Origin of the sequence: Thermodesulfatator indicus DSM 15286 (genome assembly GCF_000217795.1) — a bacterium.
Taxonomy (GTDB): domain Bacteria; phylum Desulfobacterota; class Thermodesulfobacteria; order Thermodesulfobacteriales; family Thermodesulfatatoraceae; genus Thermodesulfatator; species Thermodesulfatator indicus.
The window spans coordinates 42,581-61,373 of sequence record NC_015681.1 but is presented as its reverse complement, the minus strand read 5'-3'; the positions used below and the strand labels follow the sequence as shown (position 1 = coordinate 61,373).

The following is an 18,793-nucleotide window of genomic DNA, read 5'->3' as shown; positions in this document are numbered from 1 at the left end:
TAACCCCCTTTAGATTTCTTCAGAAAAATAGCGGCGCATACGGCGCACGATTTCTTTTTTGGTAAAAAGAAGTTCATAATCTTTAAGGTTTAGTTCTTCGGCAAGGTTTTCAACGAGTTTTAGGCATTCTGTTTCGTTTTCAGCGTGGACCATGGTATAGAAGTTGTAAGGCCAATCAGGCGCTGTTTCTCTTACGTAGCAGTGGGTAATAAAAGGATAGCGGGCACATTTTTGCCCCACTTCATCGAGGCGGTTGCTGGGGACAATCCAGGCCACCATAACGTTTCCTTTAATGCCAGCCTGGTCGTGCCTAATGGTGCCTCCAAGGCGCCTTATAACTCCTTTTTCTTTGAGTTTTTTAATTCGCGAAAAAAGTTCTTCTTCTGAAATGTCCAAATTTTTGGCAAGATCCTCGTAAGGCCTAAGAGTAAGAGGTAATCCTTCACTTAAGGCGGCTATTATTTTTTTATCAAGACTATCAAGCATGAAAAAATTTATAGCAGAGTTTTGGGGACAGGCAAACCAATAAATGCACTGGACAAAGGCCATGTTATAATCAACAAAAAGGAGGTGCTTATGGCGTATCCTGCTTCCAAGAAAGAAGAAGGCTTTACTTATCAGGACTATCTTTCCTGGCCTGATGATGAGCGCTGGGAAATTATTGACGGCCAGGCCTATAACATGAGCCCAGCACCATCAATAAAACACCAGAATATTGTAGGTAATCTTTATGTTAAACTAAAAACCCATCCTGAAAATCCGTGCTATACGGGCATTGCACCTACAGATGTTGTTTTTGACGAAAGAAATGTCGTTCAGCCTGATGTCTTCGTAGTCTGTGACCGTGATAAATTAAAAGAAACCCATGTTGCCGGAGCCCCTGACGTAGTTATTGAAGTAATTTCACCTCATACGGAAATAAAAGATCGCCGGGAGAAATTAAGGCTTTACGAGCGCTTTGGCGTGCAAGAATATGTGATTGTTTATCCCGAGCGGGAATACGCCGAGGTTTATCGCCTGGAAAATGGTAGGTACCACGCCCCTGAAATTACAAACTGGGACGAAACCCTTGAATTGAAAACAATTAACCTAAAAATCCCTCTCTGGGAAATCTTTGAAAAAACGCCACCTGAAAAGCCCGAACAAGAAAGTTAAAAGGTTAATCTTGTTCCATAGAGGAAGAAGATTCCTTTAAAAAATCTATAAAGATTTCGGCAAGAGGGGCCAGGTTTTTTTTAGATGGATAAATCAAGTAAAAGTGTCTTTTTATAACCAGGTTTTTTACCTCTATCTTTTTGAAAATTCCTCGTTCAAGGTCTTCTTTAACGGCTATTTCTGAAATAAAAGAAGCTCCCAGTTTGGCCTTAACTGCCTGGCGGACGGCTTCTGTTGAACCAAGTTCAGCCACAACATTTAAGCGCTGTGGAGAAAGCCCTAGCTTTTTGAGCGTATTTTGCGTGGTAAGCCAAGTACCAGAGCCTTTTTCCCTGATAATTAGAGGAATATCAGGTATCTCTTCCACGGTAATTTGTTTTTTTTGGGCTATTTCGTGAGGATAATCTTTATGAATAACAAGGATTATTTCGTCATTACAGACGGGCTCAAAGTGTAGTTGATGGGGCATAACTTTGGCCCCGATTATACCCAATTCCAGTTCGCCTTTAACTACCCCTTCGGCTACGACTTTAGTATCAGCAATTTGAAGATTGATCTTAATTTTAGGGAACTTTTGGTTAAAACGGCAGAGAACAAAGGGCAGAATGTATTGGCCGGGTATCGTGCTGCCACCGATCCTTAGTTTCCCTTTTTGTCCGCCTTTGTAAGAGTGCATTTCCCTTTCAAACTCTTCCCACAAACGTAAAATGTGTTTGGCATATCTATGAAGTAGAAGCCCCGCAGGTGTAGGTTTTACTTCACGGGTATGACGGTCTATAAGGGGGACTTCGTAATACTCTTCAAGCTGTTTAATATGCCCTGATACCGTAGGTTGGGTAAGATGGCAAAGCTCTGCCGCTTTAGAAAAACTCCCGGTTTCAATAACCTTAACGAAAACTTCCAGTTTTTTAAGGTCGAACACTTTTAAATCCTTAAGAATTTTAGACCATTTTAATCCCATATTTTGGGGACAGGCAAATTATATTTGACCAATAAAAACGGACTAAATTATAGAAAAAAACAATTTGTCTTATAGATAACTTATTGATATTAAGCACTTGAATTTCTAAGTTTCCAGGAGGCTTTATGAAAAGAAACTTTTTTGCTACCACTTTGGGCATAATTTCCGTAGGAGTGGTTATAGGGGTTCTTGCACCTCTGCTTCAGAAGTTTGGTAATCCTGGCAACATGGGTGTCTGTGTGGCCTGTTTTTTAAGGGATATTGCCGGTTCTTTAGGTCTTCATAGGGCAGCAGTGGTTCAATACCTTCGTCCAGAAATCCCTTCTTTTGTCTTGGGTTCTTTCTTAGCGGCCATGCTATTTAAAGAGTTCAGGCCTAGAGGTGGTTCGGCCCCTATTATCAGGTTTTTCCTCGGTTTTTTCGCTATGATAGGCGCTCTTGTGTTTCTGGGCTGCCCCTGGAGAACTATTTTGAGACTCGCCGGTGGAGACCTGAACGCCATCTTTGGTCTTATTGGCCTGGTAACCGGTATTTCTATAGGGATATTCTTTTTTAAGCAAGGTTTTGATTTAGGACGCACTCAGCGTTTAGGCTGGGGAGCCGGCTTAGTCTTTCCCGTCGTCATGGCCGGTCTTTTGCTTTTAAGGCTTGTTTTTCCGCCTATTCCTGGTGAACCCAAAAGTGGTGTTCTTTTTTACAGTATTAAAGGCCCAGGTACCATGTTTGCCCCTGTCTTTATTTCCATAGGAGCAGGCCTCTTAATAGGGATTCTTGCCCAGAGAAGCCGTTTTTGCACCATGGGTGCCTTTAGGGACCTCATTCTTTTCCGCCAGGGTCATCTCTTTTTCGGAGTTCTTGCCTTTTTCAGTACCGCCCTTTTGGTAAACTTAATCTTAGGCCAATTTCATCCGGGGTTTACCGGGCAGCCAGCTGCTCATACCCAGGCCTTCTGGAATTTTGCCGGTATGGTACTGGCGGGTTTAGCCTTTGCCCTGGCAGGAGGATGTCCCGGGCGGCAATTATTCCTTTCAGGTGAAGGTGATACCGATGCGGCCATTTTTGCCCTGGGTATGCTTATTGGAGCGGCTTTTGCTCATAACTTTGCCATGGCCGCTACTCCTAAAGGAATTAGCCCTCATAGTATGGCTGGGGTAATCATTGGTTTAATCTTTTGCGTGGCCGTAGGCCTTATTATGAGAAGAAAATAGGGGAGGGAGTTTATGAATACAGTAGATGCCAGAGGGCTTTCCTGTCCTCAGCCTGTTTTACTAACCCTTGAAGCTATTGAAAAAATGAAGGAAGGTGAGCTGGTGGTCCTGGTAGATACCGAAGCGGCTAGAGAAAACGTAAGTCGGGCTGTAGCTTCTAAAGGCTGGAAGGTTAAAGAAATAGTTGAAGAAAATGGCGAATACAAACTTATAATCGCTAAATAGAGCCATTTATGCTTAAATTTTTTAAAAAATTTCGATTATCTTCAGATAAGAAAAAAGACGCAGACGTTGAAAAAGGTTTTTTGCTTTTTGAAAACACCAGTGAAGTGATAAGAGCCGAGGAGTTGCTTAAAAAAGCAGGTTTTCCGGTAAAAGTTAAAGCTCCCCCGCCAGAAGTGCGCCAAGGGTGCGACATGGTTATTGAGTTTCCCTTGATGCTCAAACTGGAAATCTCTCGCTTTCTTGAAGAGAACAATTTAAGGCCACTTTCTCTGGTACCTGTAGAGGACCCTTTGCTTGAACCGGTTGATATGTGTCGCGTAAAAGACTTCGGAGATTACATTATGATTCACGTAGCTAACATGAAAATAACTGTTGATAAAAGAAATAAAGCCATAGTGAATATTTCAGGAGGTGGGTGCCCGGATGTGCCGTTTCTGGCCTCTATTATGGTGGGAAAACCTTTAGACCAGACTCCAGAGCCAAGGGCGTTCGGGCATACTCTTTGTGGTTATACCCTTCAGCTGGCCCTTGAGGAGGCCAAGAAAAGATGCTTGCCATCGTAGGTACGGTTCCTTCGGCTGACTTTCCTCTGGTTTACAGTGAAGCTACATCGGAGGGTGGTAACATTTGTTTAAAAGGCCACCAAGTAGAAATAGCGCGCGGAACCCCGGCTCTCATCGCCGCTTGTCTTGAAGCTTTAAAGGTTTTAGGCCTTTCCCCGCCCTTTGTTTACCTAGTTGGAGATACAGGTAAAGGCGAGGGGAGCCGCAAACTTTATGATTTTTTGTCTGAAGACTTGCCTAAAAGAAACTTTAAAGTGCTGGTCTTTCATTACCTTTTTCCTGATGTTGATGGCCAGGGAAAAGTGTTTCTTGGTGTTGAAAAGATATCTCAAAGGCCAATCCTTGTGGCTGATGCTGGTTTTATGTATGCGGCTAAAATGGCCGGTCTTGCCCCTTCCTATGACCTCTTCACCCCAGACCTTGGTGAACTTGCCTTTTTAGCTGACGAAAAGGCCCCTCATCCCCTTTATACTCGCGGTTTTCTTTTTCCAGATGAGGAGAAAGTAGAAGAGTTTATAGAACGGGCCTATGCCCATAAAAATGCCGCTAAAGCCTTGCTAGTTAAAGGTCATAAGGACCTGGTCGTTATTGACGGACGCATTGAAGCCGAAATTGAAGAACCGGTAGTTGAGGCCCTTGAGGCCATTGGCGGCACAGGCGATACTTTAACAGGTCTTGTGGGAGCCCTCTTAGCTAAGGGTTTGGGCATAAAAGAGGCTTGTGTGGTGGCGGCCAAGGCCAACCGTTTGGCAGGTCTATTGGCCAAACCAATGCCTGCTACACAGATAAAAGAAATAATTCCTTATTTGGGAGAGGCTTTAAAAAGATGTCTGAGTTAGAAAACAAAACACTTCTTGATATCGTTATTAAGTATCCAGAAACACAGGCCTTTTACCGTGAGCTTGGAGAAAAAATAGGTGTATGTTTGCTTTGTGAAGAGCTTTTTTCCACCCTTCTTGAGATTTCACAAAAATATGGTCTGTCTATAGAAGAATTACTTCCACCCGAAGGGCAAAAGACTAAAAGTTAAATTATTCCCACACTTTGGCTTGCGGATTTTTTTCTAGGTATTTTTGGAGAAAATTTCGGTGAAGTTCTTCAACTTTGGCCTCGTAATCTTTTGCTGTTATTTGGGCGCCTTTTAAGCCTCCTCGCAAGTTTATCTCTGAAAGATAAAAACGTCCGTCAGGCAGTATCATAAGATCAATGTGGGCGTAAGGGAAATCGCCTCTTTTCATTACCTTTTTACAAAACGAAAGCTCTTCATCATTTAGCTTGTAAGGTTTAGCTTCTCCGCCAAAAAAAAGGTTATTGCGAAAGTTATAAGGATTTTTCCGTGAGTAAGCTTCAAGATAATTACCCAAGATGATTACCCGCACATCAGTTATTTCTTCGGCAAAAGGCTGTAAAACAAAAGGATAGGGGAGATTTCCAAAGCTTGCCAGATTCATAACTTCTTCTATGTGTTCGAAAAGATGTATGCCTAGGCCACAGTTAAAACGGTCCTGTTTTAAAACAACTTTTTTAACACCGAGAGAGCCGTATTCGTTAGCGGTTTTAATAAGATCGTGCCGGTCTCTAATAAGTCGGGTATGAGGGAGCATGAAATGGCTAAACACCTGAGCCTGAAAGCATTTAGAGCGGGCCAGATGTTGGGCCAAAAGAGATGGATAAGCTTTGACCCCACGGGCTTCAAGGTCTAGGAAGATAAATTCCTCACCGTATTTTACTGCAAGCCTTCCTATAAAGGCGTCTCCTGCTTGTAATTCATGGTATAGTTTGCGAAGGGCCCGGTTGGAAAGAATTACCCAGGGATTGCGCATTAAAAGAGCATCTCAAGGAATTGTTTGTGATACTTTGTTAAATCGGAATTACATTTGCCGCATATAAAACGAATTTCTCCAAAAATTTGGGTATCGTCGCTTACGGGGGAGAAGCTTCCGTCTTCGTTCTGAACGTAATGGGTTTTTATAGTGACTCCTTCAGCATGCTCCCAGAAGTCTTCGTCATTGCCGCAAAAAGGACAGACTATCCTGGTAGTATTGGTAAAAAAGGGCTGTTTTTTAATGATGACAAAGCGCCTTTTTTTGCCTTCTTCCTTGGTAGAACTAACTTTTTCTCGCATCGAGATAAAGATAACTTTTACTGAGAAAAAAGCCAAGTGTTTTGGTAAAGTTTTAGAGCAAAAATTATTATGCCTCGATTAGCCAAAATAGTTCTTGCCATACTTTTGAGGGTGAGTATAAAACTTAAAAGACAAAAATACCAGGAGGAAGAAATGGATTCTCAAAAAAGAGCAAGACTTTTGCGTCCGACTAAGTTGAGTGAAGACGAAAAGAGAAAGATCATTTCCGCTATATTTGCTAAAGATCCTTCAGTTTTTACAGATGACCAAGACCTTCAAAAGGCCATTAAAAATCGCCTAGGTTGGGTGGATGCTCCTCAACGTATGCGCTCAAAACTCCCAGAAATAAAAGAATTTGCTGCCAAAGTAAAAGAGGAGTTTTCTGAAATTGTTCTTTGTGGTATGGGGGGATCGAGCCTTTTCCCCCTGGCTCTGACCAAGATTTTTGGTCCAGAAGAAGGATGGCCCAATTTTAACGTGCTTGATACCACTGACCCTGAAGAAATAGCCAAAATCGAAGAAAAAGACCTGAAAAAGACCCTTTTCATTATTGCTAGCAAGTCAGGCACCACTATAGAAACCTTAACCCAGTTTCACTATTTTTGGGAAAAGGTATCCCAGATAACCGATAATCCCGGAAGCCATTTCGTGGCTATCACCGACGAAGGTACTCCTCTTCACAAAGAAGGGGAAGAAAAGGCTTTTCTAAAAGTTTTTTTGAACCCGAAAGATATAGGTGGGCGTTATGCAGCGCTTACATACGTTGGCCTTTTGCCGGCTGCCCTTATGGGGCTTGAGGTGGAACGATTTCTTGATAAAGCTCAAGAAATGCAAGAGGCTTGCTCTCCTGATATTCCCTGGGAGCTCAATCCCGCCGCCTGGCTCTCAGAGTATATGGCCGAACATTTCTTCTTAGGTCATGATAAACTTACCATTATGGCCGATCCTCTACTCAGGCCTTTCTCCCTGTGGATAGAACAATTAGTAGCCGAAAGCCTTGGTAAGGAGTTTACTGGAATTATTCCCATTGTGGGGGAATCTCCAGGTTCTCCTACGGTTTATGGTCCTGACCGGGTTTTTGTCTATCTTGGTTTAAGGGGTAGGCAGGATCTTTATCGTCGCCTCTTTAGTGACCTTAAAGAAGCGGGTTTTCCCTTGAAGCAATATTTTCTTGATGACCGTTACGAATTAGGAGCTGAGTGTTTTCGCTGGGAGCTGGCTGTAGCCCTCTGTGGGGTATGGTTAGGGCTTAATCCCTTTGATGAGCCTGATGTAATTCGGGCCAAGAAAAAAACCAAAGAGGTATTGGATACCTTTGTAAAAACCGGAGACTTTCCCATTGAATTTTATGTGGATGATGATTTAGACGTGGGTTTTTTATACGCCGGGGGGTTAAAAGTCCAGTATCCTAGGCTAAGGGCGGTGATGAAAAAACTACTTTACGAAACACCTCCCTGGGGATATTTCGCCTTTCTCCCCTTTTTACCTTACGATCCTGAGATAGAAGAAATTTTTACTGATTTAAGAACCCTTTTGCGCGGAAGACGCCAGTGTTCCACTATTATGGGTTTTGGTCCTCGATATCTTCATTCTATTGGCCAGCTCTTTAAAGGTGGGCCACGTTCTGGGCGATTTTTTATTTTTACCCGTAAAGGTCGGCGGGAAGATCAAATTATTCCAGAATTCGGTTTTACTTTTTGGGATCTCGAGTTTGCTCAGGCCTACGGTGACTTTCAGGCCTTAAGTGAAGATAATCGCCCGGTACTTCACATTCACCTTACGGATAATTACATTGAAGATTTGAAAAAATTTTATCAATTTATGGAGGAGGTCACTCGTTTAACCGAAGATGATACTTAAAAAACTCCTGTTAGCCTTAATTTTATTGTTTCTAATAGTTTTCACCGGCACTTTTGGTTATTTCTTTTTAGAAGGTTGGAACCTATTTGATTCTTTTTACATGACGGTAATTACCCTTTCTACGGTGGGCTACTCAGAAGTCCACCCCCTTTCTCACGAAGGGCGTATTTTTACGTCTTTCCTCATATTTGCTGGGGTGGGGGTGGCCTTCTATGTATTTACCATGATTACCGAGGCCGTTGTTTCTGGTCAGCTGCAAGATTTTTTGGGCCGTAAGCGCCTGGAATCAAAGCTTGAGACCCTGCACGACCATTACATTATTTGTGGTTATGGGCGTATTGGTAAACATATATGCCACATGATAGCCAAAGAAGTGCCTTTTGTGGTGGTGGAAAAGAATCACAAGGTTATAGAAGAGATTGATAAGGCAGGTTTTCTTTATTTAGAAGGAGATTCAACTCAAGAAGAAGTTCTTAAAAAAGCAGGTATAGAACGGGCCAAAGGCCTTATTTCTGTGCTCCGTTCAGATGCTGACAACGTATACATCACTCTTACGGCTCGCGGTTTAAACCCCAATCTTTATATTATTGCTCGTGCTGACGAGGAACATGTGGAGCAAAAGTTAAAGAGGGCTGGAGCTGATAAAGTTGTGTGTCCCTATCTTATTGGAGCCAAGCGTATGGCTATGAGCATTTTGAGGCCAGCGGTGACAGATTTTCTGGAGTTAGTGACCCCTGCTGAACATTTAGAACTCCAATTGGAAGAAGTCCGCATATTTGAAAGGTCTGACCTGGTAGGAAAAAGTTTAATAAACAGCCAACTTAGACAGATTTCTGGGGTCATCATTCTTGCTGTAAAAAAGATAACCGGCGAGATGGTTTTTAATCCTCCTCCAGATTATAAATTCGAACCAGGTGATGTTCTGGTAGCCCTTGGTGACCGTGATGGTCTTTCTCGTTTAGAAGATCTAGCTTCTGGCCGTAAAAAATTAGAAGATTTCTTTTAACCCCTTTTCGGTAACAATGGCATTAACCCTTAGATCATGCGCTTCAAGGGGGAGCGTTTTTACAAGTTGGCACTCAAAGGCCAGGGCTATTTTGGTGATATCCTGGGCTTTGGCCAAAAGTCGGTCGTAAAAACCGCCACCGTAGCCTAAACGGCCACCTGAAAGATCAAAGGCAACACCTGGTAAGATAATTAAGTCTAATTCGTGGGGCATGATTTCTGGATTGTTCTCTGGGGGTTCTGGTATACCGTAAGCTCCAGGTTTAAGTTCTTTAAGGCTTTTTATTTTAAAAAGTCTTAATTTGTGCTCGGAGATATACGTTTTGGGGAGGTAAACTTCTTTGCCTTCAGTTAACGCTTTTTGAATAAGCTCATAAGTTTCAACTTCACTTTTAAAAGAGGCGTAAAAAAGTATTTTTTGAGCTTTTTCATAATAAATTGATTTCTGTAAGTGATAGGCAATTTTTTGAGAAAGACTTTTTCTAGTTTCACCAGAGAGGCTATCTCTTAGGGTCAGAAAGTTTTTACGCAGCTTTTTTTTGTGTTGTTTGATCGATTTCATAATAATTTTAATTTTAAGGCATTTTGGGGCTTTTGGTAAACGGATTACATTGTTGACGAGGCGCAGCTTATTACTATTTTTTAAAAAATCTATATGGCAAGGGAGGCATTATGGGAGACGAAATAAAAAGCGCTCTAGAAATAGCTCTTGAGAAGGCAGCCAAAATCGGCAAGGCTTCAAAGGAAGAACTGCGTAAAGAAAAACTTGAAAAAGAAGGCCGAAGGCTTGCGGCCCGTTTTCTTCAAGAAAAAGACTTTAACCTTTTGAAGGCCATAGCGGCTATTTCTTCTGAAGATAAGCCCGTTGTTTTGCGAGCTGCGGTTGATACCCTGGTACGTAACATAGTATTTCCTCGAGACGAACTAGCCTTAAGTGACATAGAAAAAGCCTTAAAAGGTCTTGAAGTTATTTTTATAGACTTTCCCCAGGTAAAAGAACTTACAGCGGAGATAAAAAAGCTACTCACCCTTTATCTACAACAGCAAAAACAACTGTTTGAGCAATTTAAAATACAGTTTAAGAGTCAAATGGGAGAGATTGAAGAGGCCCTTAAACAGCAATATGGCCAGTCCGTAAAAATAGAACCAGAGATGCTTCCTCAGTTTCAGGAAGAATGGGGTAAGGTTAAAGGGCAACTTGAGGCCCAATACAAGCGTCAGCTTGACTATTTTAAAGACCTTTTTTACAAGATGCTTCCATGATGCGAGAAAAAATAAGAAAAGTTCTTGAAGCCCTGGCCCAAGGGAAAATGACCCAAGAGGAAGCCGAAGAGGCTTTATCTCTAGCTCCTTTTGAAGACTTAGGCTTTGCTAGACTTGATCATCACCGAGGTATTCGTAAGCACTTTCCAGAAGTGATTTACGGCCCAGGTAAAACTGAAGAAGAACTTATAAAGATTACCGAGACTTTTTTGGCTAAAAAACTTTCTTTGCTTATTACCAGAGTGGAATCTCAAAAAGCCCAAGCGGTTCTCAAAAAATTTCCAGAGCTTTCTTATTCTTCTCGAGCAAGGCTTATCTATCATTTGCCAGAAAAAAGAGAACCTAAAGGTTATATTCTCATTGCCTGTGGAGGCACAGCAGATCTTCCTGTAGTAGAAGAAGCCCGCATTTGTGCGGAGGCCTTTGGCAACAGAGTAGAGGTTATTGTTGACGTGGGTGTTGCTGGTGTTCACCGTATTGTGCCAGAGCTTCCCAAGTTACGCCAAGCCCGAGTTATTATTTGTGTGGCTGGTATGGAAGGGGCCTTACCAAGTCTGGTAGCAGGACTGATAGATGTTCCCATAATAGCTGTACCGGTAAGTGCGGGTTATGGGGCCAACTTTCAGGGGCTTGCTCCCCTTCTTACTATGCTAAACTCCTGTGCTGCTGGGGTGGCAGTGGTAAACATTGATAATGGCTTTGGCGCAGCTTATATGGCCAGCCTTATAAATCAGCTTCCTGAAAGGGTCTTTTCCCGTGCGTAAAATGGCCATTATGAACCGCATTTGGTTCTATCTTATTTTGTTGGCGGTCTTGGCGGCCGCCTACAATAACTCCATGGAAGCTGTTACTAAAGTTTCCTTTGATGCCGCTAAGACGGCGGTGAAATTGGCCATCGGCCTTATCGGAGCTATGACCCTCTGGCTGGGGATCATGAAGGTGGCCGAAGAGGCCGGCCTTCTGGAAATAATTTCTCGCAAAGTAAAATGTATCTTGGTACGACTTTTTCCCAATGTCCCCCCTACTCATCCGGCTATGAGTGCTATGGTGATGAATATCTCTGCTAACATGTTGGGCCTGGGAAATGCTGCTACTCCTCTTGGTATTAAGGCCATGATGGAACTTCAAAAACTTAACCCTCACCCTGAACGAGCCACCAATGCCATGTGTCTTTTCCTGGCCATTAATACATCAAATGTCACCCTTTTGCCGTTAGGAGTGATAGCCGTGCGTGCTGCTGCAGGAGCCTCACAGCCAGCATCTATTATTTTTCCTACTATTTTTGCTACAACCTGTTCTACCATAGCGGCAATTGTAGCCGCTAAGTTTTTGGCTCGTTTGAGTGGGGAAGAGCCTCCACCTAGAGTGGACTCCGAAGAAGTAAATAATGACGAAACCAAGCAGTCAAACCCCAGAGATTTAGCAGTCATACCTAAAGGGGAAAAGCTTTTTTTGATTTTTACTCTGTTGTTATTTTGTGGGCTTTTGCTTTACCGAATTTTTGAGTCTCCTACAGCTGATACTTTCCGTGAAATAGTTTCTTTTTGGATAGTTCCTCTTTTGATGCTAGGGTTACTTTTCTTTGGTTACTGGCGAGGGGTACCTGTTTATGAGAAGGCCTGTGAAGGAGGCAAAGAAGGCTTTCAGGTGGCAGTAAGGATTATTCCATTTCTGGTAATGATTTTGGTAGCCATTGCTATGTTCAAGTCTTCTGGAGCCTTTAACTATCTAGCTCAACTGCTTAAGCCCATTACTGATCCTATTGGTTTCCCGGCTGAGGTTTTGCCTGTAGCTATTTTGCGTCCTCTTTCTGGTTCGGGGGCCTTTGGTCTTATGAGTGAAATTGTAGCTCGTGCCCCTGATAGTTTTGCCTCTTACCTTGCTTCGACGATCCAAGGTTCAACCGAAACCACCTTTTACGTATTGGCTGTTTATTTTGGAGCAGTAGGAATAAAAGATCCGCGTTACGCGGTTTGGGCAGCCCTTTTTGCCGATTTTGTGGGAATAGCCGCGGCTTTTTTTATCTGCAAGGTTACTTATTGATAAAGCCCTTAGTGTGAAGCCCTAGAAATAAGTAAAGGCGACTAGTTTTAAACATAAATTGCCTGTCCCTATTTCGAACTGTAATCTCATAATGACGCTAATAGTTTAATTATTGACACATGCTTTAAAGAGCGTCATTATCTTATTTTGACACTTAAAATCAGGGTGATTTGGCTATGAAAAGAGATTTTGAACCTATAAAACCCGCTAAACGCACGGAAAATATTGAATACGCCGTTAGAGATATAGTTTTAGTAGCCAACGAGGCCCGCAAAAAGGGTAAGGAATTAATTTTTCTAAACATAGGAGATCCCGCTCAGTTTGACTTTCGCACTCCAGAGCCTATCATAGAGGCTACTTATCAGGCTATGTGCGAAAATTTGACCGGCTATTCTGCTTCTGAAGGTGTTGACGAAGCCATTTGTGCCATACGTAAAGAAGCCCGAAAAGCCGGTATCGAACCCTCTGACATTTACGTAACCTCTGGGGCTAGTGAAGCTATCGATTTTGCTTTGACAGCTCTCGTAAACGAAGGTGAAAATGTTTTAGTTCCTTATCCTGGTTATCCCCTTTACACGGCTATTTTAGCTAAATTGGGAGCAGAGCCTAACCCATATTATCTCGATGAAGAAAATGAGTGGCAGCCTGATCTTGCTGATATCGAGGCCAAAATTAATGAAAAAACCAGAGCCATAGTGATAATTAACCCCAATAATCCTACAGGGGCGGTTTATTCTGAAGAAACTTTAAGGGGCATTATAGATATAGCTAGAAGACACCAACTGGTAATATTTTCTGACGAAATTTACGATAAACTTGTTTTTGATGGTGCTAAACATATATCTATTGCGTCTCTTGATCTAGAAGTTCCTGTGGTTACCTTTAACGGTCTTTCAAAGAGTTATTTGGCTCCTGGTTTTAGAATTGGGTGGGGCATTGTTTCGGGTCCTTGGGAAGTGGTGAAAGACTTCGTAGAGGCCATTCACAAACTGGCAAGAGCTCGTCTTTCCGCTTCACATCCTAAACAATATGCTATTCCCGTGGCCTTAAATGGCAATCAAGGTCATCTTAAAGAAGTTATTGAAAAGCTAGAGAAAAGACGCGATCTCACCTACGAGATGTTAAACGACATTCCGGGAATCTCCTGTGTGAAACCTAAAGGGGCATTCTATGCTTTTCCCCGTATAGATATACCTGAAGTGTCTGATAGGGAATTTGTCAAAGAACTCATTGCGGAAACCGGGGTAGTTGTGGTTCATGGAAGCGGATTTGGCGAAAAGCCAGGTACAGCCCATTTTCGAGTGGTGTTTTTGCCTCCTGAAGATCTACTTAAAAAGGCTTACACGCGGATAAAAGATTTCATGAAAAAGTTTTTGGCACGTAGAGGGCTTAGGGCTTAAGGCCGGTATAAATTGTTACAATGCCAAAACTTAACTGAAAGTACTTTACTTTTTTAAAACCGCAATTTTTCATTAAAAGAGAAAATTCTTCGGGAGCAGGGAATTTTTCAATAGAATCAGCTAAATATTCGTAAGCTTCGCGGTCTCCGGTAAGGTTTCCTCCTAAAAGGGGCATGAATTTATTGAGGTAAAGGCGATAAAGATGGCTGAAGCCAGGTAAAGTAGGCCTTGAGAATTCAAGAATAACAAATTTCCCACCTGGTTTTAATGTCCGAAGCACTTCTTTTAACCCCTTTTCAGGATCGGCCAGATTTCTTATACCAAAAGCTACCGATGCTCCCCAAAATTGGTTAGCTGAAAAGGGAAGTTTTTCAGCGTCACCGACTACAGGGAAAATAAAGCTCAGGGCCGGATGTCTGGCCAGGCGAAGTTTACCATAAGATAGCATTTCATAGGTGATATCTAGGGCAACTACGGGTCTTGGCCTTTGTCTAACGATTTCTTTAGATAGCGTGAGAGTGCCTGCACAAAGGTCAAGAATAGGGCCAGGATACGCCTTGAGCTCGCGGATACACAAATATCGCCACCAGTGATCAACCCCTAGACTCCCTAAAGTGTTTACTAAATCGTACCGACGAGTGACCTTTGAGAACTTGGTCTTTACGTATTTTTTCTTGTCTAGAGCCACCATGCCTCGCAAAATACTCAAAAATACCTCAAAGAACAATTAGGGACAGGCAAAATTTTTCATTTTTTAAATTTAAAAAGATTTCTTTCCGAAATTTTATCCAAAAATTACAAGTCAAGTAAGTTTTAAGCTCAGATAAAAGCCATATCTGTCCAGTCTTTTATCGTTTTACTTTTTCTTCCTCGTTTGAGCCCGAGAAATCTTTTTAACTTTAAGGCCGCACTTTCTACAAAACCTTTGCTTCCAATAGCCAGACCTTTTGTAAAAAAATTGATTCTTTGCCGGAAGATTTTGCCTGTCCCTCTTTCTGGCTCGTCAAGCCCACCTTTGCCGTAAACAAATTTCCGATAAAGCCTGAAGCGCTCTTTTTCTGATTTGTTAGCATAGGACGGAAGGCCGATATCAAGCGTCAAAAAAGTTTTGCCTGTCCCTTTTCTTGCTCTGTATCCTAGCGAGCACCAGCGATAGTCTTCTGGCTTTTCTACAATTCCTGCCCGCACCGGGTTTAACTCTATGTAAGCCAGACAATTAAGCAGAGCCTCGCCTGTCTCAATGATGACGGACTTGAACCTGTCAGCCCAGAAATAGCCCTTGCGGTCAACGCGCTTGTTATACCAGCGTGAAAAGCGCTGCTTGATGTCCTGGACGTATCGAGAAAGATTTCCAAGCCTTTTCCGCCATTTTTTGAGCACCTCTTCGTAGAAGAAAATTTTGCGTTTCTCGCCGTAGTAGAGGCGAATGCGGCGTTTTACTTCTTCGTCAGAGAACTGGTCTTCAGGGAGCATGCGGCAGAGGAGATGGAAATGGTTACCCATAATGGCGAAGCCATAAACTTCGACGAAATAGACCTGCGAGAGCCAACTAATAAGATGGAGTAAGTGTTCTTTTTCATCATCGCCGAGGACATCATGGCCGGGCAAGGCTGTGCGGGAGATTACATGATAAGCGGCTCGTGGATCATTCATGAAAAAACGTGGGATGCGTGGCATAAGAGACCTCCTAAATTTTTTCTTTGCCTGTCCCTCTTATCGGAATGTGGTCTCTGGAGCTTGAAATTTTTGCCTGTCCCTTTTGTTACGCTATTTAGTGGCACGCGAGGAGAGAAAGAAGAAAGAGAAAAAAGAAAAAAAGATGTAATTTATTTGTCTAATTTTTTATTTGTCTAATTTTTTGAGTCTTGCGGCGAAGAAGCCGTCAAGGCCATGGCGATGCGGATAGGTATGCATAAAGCCCCGTTTATCTACTAATTCTTGGGCCTTTTCTGGCAGATACTTGCGGGCGTCTTCTATCTGAAATTCCGGGTGTTTTTTAAGAAACTTCTCTATTACCTCTTCGTTTTCTTCGGGTTCAAGGCTACAGGTGGCGTAAACTATTACCCCTTTTTCTTTTACCAAAGGAGCCAGGGAATTGAGCAAAGAAAGCTGTTTTTCGGGAACGGTTACCAGGTCTTCCGGTTTTCTGGCCCATTTTATATCTGGATGACGCCTTATGACGCCAGTCCCTGTACAGGGGGCGTCTATGAGGATACGGTCAAAGAATTTTCCGCCGAGTTTTTCAATGCTTTTAGTGGCGTCACCAGTGATTACCTCTATGTTCGTTATTCCCAGGCGTTTTGCGTTTTCTTCAAGGCGCTTGAGTCTCCAGGCGAGCACGTCCATGGCGTAAATTTTCCCGGTGTTTCGCATAAGCTGGGCCAGATGGGTAGTTTTACCGCCAACTCCAGCACAGGCGTCTAGGATTCGTTCGCCTTCCTTCGGGGAAAGGAGATAGCTTACCAACTGGCTGGCTTCGTCCTGCACCTGTAACCACCCGAACTTAAAGGCCTTAAGAGAGGTTACCTGACCGCGAAAGCCTTTTAGTTCAATGCCGTCAGGGCTAAAGCGGCAGGGGCTCGCCTCAGGCACATCTTTTTTTAGGAAGAGCAAGAGGTTGTCTCTAGTTACCCTTAAAGTATTGGCTCGTATCACTAAAGTTGGCCTTTCGTTTCCGGCTTTAAGCAGGGCCTCGGTTTCTTCTTCGCCAAAGCGTTTAAGCCAGCGCTCAACTAGCCAGCGAGGATAAGAGTATTTGATAGCCAGGTGTTCAACCGGGTCCATTTCTTTTGGAGGAAGAGAAATTTCATCTTTGCGCCTGGCGAGCTCTCTTAAGACGGCATTTACAAAGTTTACAATCCATTGGCCGCGGCGGGGCTTTACGAGTTTTATAGTTTCCGCCACGGCTACCTGAACAGGCACGCGGGTAAAAAAAATTTGATAGGCCCCAAGACGCAAGGCGTTTCTTACCTCTGGGTCCATTTTGTCAAGAGGTTTTCGGCTCACCCTGGAAAGGACATAATCAAGATAAACCAGATGCCTTACTACTCCGTTTATGAGCTCAGAAACGAAAGCCCTATCTCGTGGGTCTGGAAGTACACTTTTTTCAAGCACTTCGTTTAAGACTTCGTCCAAAAGGGGCTTTTTGGTTTCCCAGCGTATGAGAACTTTGAGCGCCATGGCCCGGGGGTTTTTTACTGGCAACTTGGGCATACTTTCTCCTTGTGAACAAGAGGTTTCAGGGGTAGTTTTAAGGCGAGATGACTCAAGTGGCAAGGGTTAGTTATCGTATTATTTATGGAGACACCGATTGTGGTGGCGTGGTTTATTACGCCAATTATTTTAGGCTCTTTGAAATAGGGCGCACGGAACTGTTGCGCCAGGCTGGACTTACCTACCGCGATATTGAAGAAAAAGAAGGGCTTATCTTGCCGGTAGTGGAGGCCCAGGCGAGATACCGCCATCCGGCCCGTTATGATGATTTAGTTACCATTGAAACCAGGTTTGCCGAGCTTTACCCCCATAAGGTGCGTTTTGAATACAAAATCTTTCTTGAAGAAAAGCTCTTGGTAGAAGGCTTCACCGTTCACGTGCCAGTTAATAAAGACGGGCGTCTTATAAAATTTCCTGAAAACCTTTATAACGTTCTTAAAAAGATATCTGAAAGCTAATTTTAATTTGAGTTCGCAGAAACTTAGACAATTTTAGCTCTGTTTTGTAGTGATAATGCCAAATAGAAAACAACTAATAGAGACTTTTAAAAAATATAAGTTGAGATTGCTATGGTGCCGTTGTTGCCACGCGAGATTGCTTCGGCTGCTGACGCAGCCTCACGATGACTCTTTTAGGGTGTCGAGCCCTTTCCTTTTTGTTACTAAGAGTCCGTATGGGCGAAGGAGTCTCTTATCTAAAGCTTTTTACAAAGGTCTTCATAAAGTCTAAAAATGCCAATATTAAAACCCACACTTGATAACATCAAAAAAGCAGCTGAGCTTTTAAGGGCCGGAGATTTGGTAGTCTTTCCTACGGAGACGGTCTATGGCCTGGGAGCCAATGTATTTGATGAAAGGGCGGTGACCAAGATTTTTGAACTCAAAAGGCGCCCGTACTTTGATCCTTTGATTGTCCACGTGGCTGATATCGCTATGGCCGAGGTGGCCGTCTTTGACGAGCGAGCCAGGGCTTTGGCCAAGCGTTTTTGGCCTGGCCCCTTGACTTTGATCCTCCCCAAAAAGCCCAAAGTGCCAGATATTGTTACTTCCGGGCTTTCTTCAGTAGCCATAAGAATGCCAGCCCATGAGGTGGCGCTAGCCCTTATTAAGGAATGTGGTTTTCCTTTGGCTGCTCCCAGTGCTAACCCCTTTGGGCAGCTTAGCCCCACCAGGGCCGAACACGTTCTTTCTTACTTTGGAGAGAAGCTTTTTATTCTTGAGGGCGGTGAATGTCAGGTAGGGCTTGAGTCAACTATCCTTGATTTGACTGAAAAAGAACCGGTACTCTTGCGGCCTGGTGGCGTGCCTATGGAAGCTTTAAAGGAAGTTCTGGGGGAGATCAAAATAAAAAGAAAGCCTGAAAAACCAAAGGCCCCGGGGCAGTTAAAAAGTCATTATGCCCCAAGAACTCCGCTTAAAATCTGGCAAAAAAACTTGGAGATAAAGGGCAAAAAGATAGGTTTTCTCGCTTTTTCTAAAGCTCCAGAAGGTAAGTATGAAGCGGTGCGGATACTTACTCCTTCAGGAGACTTGAGGGAAGCGGCGGCCAATCTTTTTAAGTATTTACACGAGCTTGACCAGATGGGCCTTGACTTAATTTTAGTGGAACCTGTACCTGAAGAAGGCCTGGGACTGGCTATTATGGACCGCCTTAGAAAGGCCGAAGCTGCTTTTTAATAGCTTAGAGATAGCTTAAACTATAGTAAAAAAGTAGTTATTAGCTCAATTTTGTTGAATTTTCTTGATTTTCTTTGTTGACAGGGGTTTTTCAGG

Annotated in this window: 22 protein-coding genes; 14 read left to right on the top strand and 8 right to left on the bottom strand. The window is 43.1% G+C overall.

Annotated features, from left to right (window positions below; genetic code table 11):
- Positions 1 to 9: 9 nt before the first annotated feature.
- Complete coding sequence (gene ahbB, locus THEIN_RS00300; RefSeq protein WP_041434784.1) at positions 10 to 486, bottom strand: siroheme decarboxylase subunit beta; 477 nt, start codon at positions 484 to 486, stop codon at positions 10 to 12.
- Between the two features lie 90 nt (positions 487 to 576).
- Here ahbB and THEIN_RS00295 point away from each other — a divergent pair, with 90 nt between their 5' ends.
- Positions 577 to 1,155, top strand: coding sequence for a Uma2 family endonuclease (locus THEIN_RS00295; protein ID WP_013906690.1), 579 nt, complete (start codon positions 577 to 579; stop codon positions 1,153 to 1,155).
- Positions 1,156 to 1,159: 4 nt separating this feature from the next.
- Here THEIN_RS00295 and THEIN_RS00290 read toward each other — a convergent pair whose 3' ends face one another.
- Positions 1,160 to 2,116 (bottom strand): selenium metabolism-associated LysR family transcriptional regulator, encoded by a 957-nt coding sequence (locus THEIN_RS00290; protein ID WP_013906689.1) that lies wholly within the window; start codon positions 2,114 to 2,116, stop codon positions 1,160 to 1,162.
- Positions 2,117 to 2,241: 125 nt separating this feature from the next.
- On the opposite strand from THEIN_RS00290, the gene yedE reads away from it, so the two are divergent.
- Genes yedE through THEIN_RS00265 form a run of 5 tightly spaced genes read left to right on the top strand, consistent with a single transcriptional unit; the run spans position 2,242 to position 5,142 of the window.
- Positions 2,242 to 3,324, top strand: a complete 1,083-nt coding sequence (gene yedE, locus THEIN_RS00285) for a YedE family putative selenium transporter (RefSeq protein ID WP_013906688.1) — start codon at positions 2,242 to 2,244, stop codon at positions 3,322 to 3,324.
- 12 nt (positions 3,325 to 3,336) lie between these two features.
- Positions 3,337 to 3,549, top strand: coding sequence for a sulfurtransferase TusA family protein (locus THEIN_RS00280; protein WP_013906687.1), 213 nt, complete (start codon positions 3,337 to 3,339; stop codon positions 3,547 to 3,549).
- 8 nt (positions 3,550 to 3,557) lie between these two features.
- Positions 3,558 to 4,112, top strand: a complete 555-nt coding sequence (locus THEIN_RS00275) for a putative Se/S carrier protein (protein ID WP_013906686.1) — start codon at positions 3,558 to 3,560, stop codon at positions 4,110 to 4,112.
- On the top strand, positions 4,097 to 4,951 hold the full coding sequence (locus tag THEIN_RS00270) for an NAD(P)H-hydrate dehydratase (protein WP_013906685.1): 855 nt from the start codon (positions 4,097 to 4,099) through the stop codon (positions 4,949 to 4,951). Before THEIN_RS00275 ends, THEIN_RS00270 begins: the two co-directional genes overlap by 16 nt.
- Entirely contained in the window at positions 4,939 to 5,142 is a 204-nt protein-coding gene (locus THEIN_RS00265) for a hypothetical protein (protein WP_013906684.1), read from the top strand. The genes THEIN_RS00270 and THEIN_RS00265 overlap by 13 nt, the downstream gene beginning before the upstream one ends.
- 1 nt (position 5,143) lies before the next feature.
- On the opposite strand, the gene THEIN_RS00260 is transcribed toward THEIN_RS00265, so the two are convergent.
- Both THEIN_RS00260 and THEIN_RS00255 read right to left on the bottom strand, forming a co-directional pair.
- Positions 5,144 to 5,935 carry an ATP-grasp domain-containing protein gene (locus THEIN_RS00260; protein ID WP_013906683.1) on the bottom strand — a complete coding sequence of 264 codons (792 nt, stop codon included), beginning with the start codon at positions 5,933 to 5,935 and terminating at the stop codon, positions 5,144 to 5,146.
- A complete protein-coding gene (locus THEIN_RS00255) occupies positions 5,935 to 6,237 on the bottom strand; it encodes a hypothetical protein (RefSeq protein ID WP_013906682.1) in 303 nt (100 codons plus the stop codon). Before THEIN_RS00255 ends, THEIN_RS00260 begins: the two co-directional genes overlap by 1 nt.
- A 69-nt stretch (positions 6,238 to 6,306) precedes the next feature.
- Between THEIN_RS00255 and THEIN_RS00250 the strand changes: the two genes are divergently transcribed.
- Together THEIN_RS00250 and THEIN_RS00245 are read left to right on the top strand one after the other, a co-directional pair.
- Entirely contained in the window at positions 6,307 to 8,097 is a 1,791-nt protein-coding gene (locus tag THEIN_RS00250) for a phosphoglucose isomerase (protein WP_013906681.1), read from the top strand.
- Positions 8,087 to 9,103, top strand: a complete 1,017-nt coding sequence (locus THEIN_RS00245) for a potassium channel family protein (RefSeq protein WP_013906680.1) — start codon at positions 8,087 to 8,089, stop codon at positions 9,101 to 9,103. Before THEIN_RS00250 ends, THEIN_RS00245 begins: the two co-directional genes overlap by 11 nt.
- On the opposite strand, the gene THEIN_RS00240 is transcribed toward THEIN_RS00245, so the two are convergent.
- Positions 9,086 to 9,664, bottom strand: a complete 579-nt coding sequence (locus THEIN_RS00240; protein WP_013906679.1) for a 5-formyltetrahydrofolate cyclo-ligase — start codon at positions 9,662 to 9,664, stop codon at positions 9,086 to 9,088. The genes THEIN_RS00245 and THEIN_RS00240 overlap by 18 nt on opposite strands.
- Before the next feature lie 110 nt (positions 9,665 to 9,774).
- On the opposite strand from THEIN_RS00240, the gene THEIN_RS00235 reads away from it, so the two are divergent.
- From THEIN_RS00235 to THEIN_RS00220, 4 genes are all read left to right on the top strand, one after another.
- The gene (locus THEIN_RS00235; RefSeq protein WP_013906678.1) at positions 9,775 to 10,365 is read left to right on the top strand and encodes a DUF6657 family protein; all 591 of its coding nucleotides are present in this window, start codon (positions 9,775 to 9,777) and stop codon (positions 10,363 to 10,365) included.
- Entirely contained in the window at positions 10,362 to 11,129 is a 768-nt protein-coding gene (gene larB / locus THEIN_RS00230; RefSeq protein ID WP_013906677.1) for a nickel pincer cofactor biosynthesis protein LarB, read from the top strand. Before THEIN_RS00235 ends, larB begins: the two co-directional genes overlap by 4 nt.
- A gap of 1 nt (position 11,130) precedes the next feature.
- Entirely contained in the window at positions 11,131 to 12,408 is a 1,278-nt protein-coding gene (locus tag THEIN_RS00225) for a nucleoside recognition domain-containing protein (protein ID WP_013906676.1), read from the top strand.
- A 176-nt stretch (positions 12,409 to 12,584) separates the two neighbouring features.
- Positions 12,585 to 13,808, top strand: coding sequence for an aminotransferase class I/II-fold pyridoxal phosphate-dependent enzyme (locus THEIN_RS00220; protein WP_013906675.1), 1,224 nt, complete (start codon positions 12,585 to 12,587; stop codon positions 13,806 to 13,808).
- Here THEIN_RS00220 and THEIN_RS00215 read toward each other — a convergent pair.
- The 3 genes from THEIN_RS00215 to rsmB all read right to left on the bottom strand — a co-directional run bounded on the left by THEIN_RS00215 (position 13,798) and on the right by rsmB (position 17,021).
- Entirely contained in the window at positions 13,798 to 14,535 is a 738-nt protein-coding gene (locus tag THEIN_RS00215) for a ubiquinone/menaquinone biosynthesis methyltransferase (protein WP_148236914.1), read from the bottom strand. The two genes, THEIN_RS00220 and THEIN_RS00215, sit on opposite strands and share 11 nt — an antisense overlap.
- 92 nt (positions 14,536 to 14,627) lie before the next feature.
- Positions 14,628 to 15,485, bottom strand: a complete 858-nt coding sequence (locus THEIN_RS11420) for a transposase (RefSeq protein ID WP_013906673.1) — start codon at positions 15,483 to 15,485, stop codon at positions 14,628 to 14,630.
- Positions 15,486 to 15,650: 165 nt separating this feature from the next.
- Positions 15,651 to 17,021, bottom strand: coding sequence for a 16S rRNA (cytosine(967)-C(5))-methyltransferase RsmB (gene rsmB, locus THEIN_RS00205; protein ID WP_013906672.1), 1,371 nt, complete (start codon positions 17,019 to 17,021; stop codon positions 15,651 to 15,653).
- 47 nt (positions 17,022 to 17,068) lie between these two features.
- On the opposite strand from rsmB, the gene THEIN_RS00200 reads away from it, so the two are divergent.
- Positions 17,069 to 17,479: an acyl-CoA thioesterase gene (locus THEIN_RS00200; protein WP_013906671.1), complete on the top strand. Its 411-nt coding sequence runs from the start codon at positions 17,069 to 17,071 to the stop codon at positions 17,477 to 17,479.
- A gap of 273 nt (positions 17,480 to 17,752) precedes the next feature.
- Positions 17,753 to 18,697, top strand: a complete 945-nt coding sequence (locus tag THEIN_RS00195; RefSeq protein WP_013906670.1) for an L-threonylcarbamoyladenylate synthase — start codon at positions 17,753 to 17,755, stop codon at positions 18,695 to 18,697.
- Positions 18,698 to 18,793: the final 96 nt, after the last annotated feature.

Coding starts and splice junctions, on each gene's coding strand:
- ahbB (WP_041434784.1), bottom strand. CDS start 486: ATGCTTGATAGTCTTGATAAAAAAATAATAGCCGCCTTAAGTGAAGGA.
- THEIN_RS00295 (WP_013906690.1), top strand. CDS start 577: ATGGCGTATCCTGCTTCCAAGAAAGAAGAAGGCTTTACTTATCAGGAC.
- THEIN_RS00290 (WP_013906689.1), bottom strand. CDS start 2,116: ATGGGATTAAAATGGTCTAAAATTCTTAAGGATTTAAAAGTGTTCGAC.
- yedE (WP_013906688.1), top strand. CDS start 2,242: ATGAAAAGAAACTTTTTTGCTACCACTTTGGGCATAATTTCCGTAGGA.
- THEIN_RS00280 (WP_013906687.1), top strand. CDS start 3,337: ATGAATACAGTAGATGCCAGAGGGCTTTCCTGTCCTCAGCCTGTTTTA.
- THEIN_RS00275 (WP_013906686.1), top strand. CDS start 3,558: ATGCTTAAATTTTTTAAAAAATTTCGATTATCTTCAGATAAGAAAAAA.
- THEIN_RS00270 (WP_013906685.1), top strand. CDS start 4,097: ATGCTTGCCATCGTAGGTACGGTTCCTTCGGCTGACTTTCCTCTGGTT.
- THEIN_RS00265 (WP_013906684.1), top strand. CDS start 4,939: ATGTCTGAGTTAGAAAACAAAACACTTCTTGATATCGTTATTAAGTAT.
- THEIN_RS00260 (WP_013906683.1), bottom strand. CDS start 5,935: ATGCGCAATCCCTGGGTAATTCTTTCCAACCGGGCCCTTCGCAAACTA.
- THEIN_RS00255 (WP_013906682.1), bottom strand. CDS start 6,237: ATGCGAGAAAAAGTTAGTTCTACCAAGGAAGAAGGCAAAAAAAGGCGC.
- THEIN_RS00250 (WP_013906681.1), top strand. CDS start 6,307: ATGCCTCGATTAGCCAAAATAGTTCTTGCCATACTTTTGAGGGTGAGT.
- THEIN_RS00245 (WP_013906680.1), top strand. CDS start 8,087: ATGATACTTAAAAAACTCCTGTTAGCCTTAATTTTATTGTTTCTAATA.
- THEIN_RS00240 (WP_013906679.1), bottom strand. CDS start 9,664: ATGAAATCGATCAAACAACACAAAAAAAAGCTGCGTAAAAACTTTCTG.
- THEIN_RS00235 (WP_013906678.1), top strand. CDS start 9,775: ATGGGAGACGAAATAAAAAGCGCTCTAGAAATAGCTCTTGAGAAGGCA.
- larB (WP_013906677.1), top strand. CDS start 10,362: ATGATGCGAGAAAAAATAAGAAAAGTTCTTGAAGCCCTGGCCCAAGGG.
- THEIN_RS00225 (WP_013906676.1), top strand. CDS start 11,131: ATGGCCATTATGAACCGCATTTGGTTCTATCTTATTTTGTTGGCGGTC.
- THEIN_RS00220 (WP_013906675.1), top strand. CDS start 12,585: ATGAAAAGAGATTTTGAACCTATAAAACCCGCTAAACGCACGGAAAAT.
- THEIN_RS11420 (WP_013906673.1), bottom strand. CDS start 15,485: ATGCCACGCATCCCACGTTTTTTCATGAATGATCCACGAGCCGCTTAT.
- rsmB (WP_013906672.1), bottom strand. CDS start 17,021: ATGCCCAAGTTGCCAGTAAAAAACCCCCGGGCCATGGCGCTCAAAGTT.
- THEIN_RS00200 (WP_013906671.1), top strand. CDS start 17,069: ATGACTCAAGTGGCAAGGGTTAGTTATCGTATTATTTATGGAGACACC.
- THEIN_RS00195 (WP_013906670.1), top strand. CDS start 17,753: ATGCCAATATTAAAACCCACACTTGATAACATCAAAAAAGCAGCTGAG.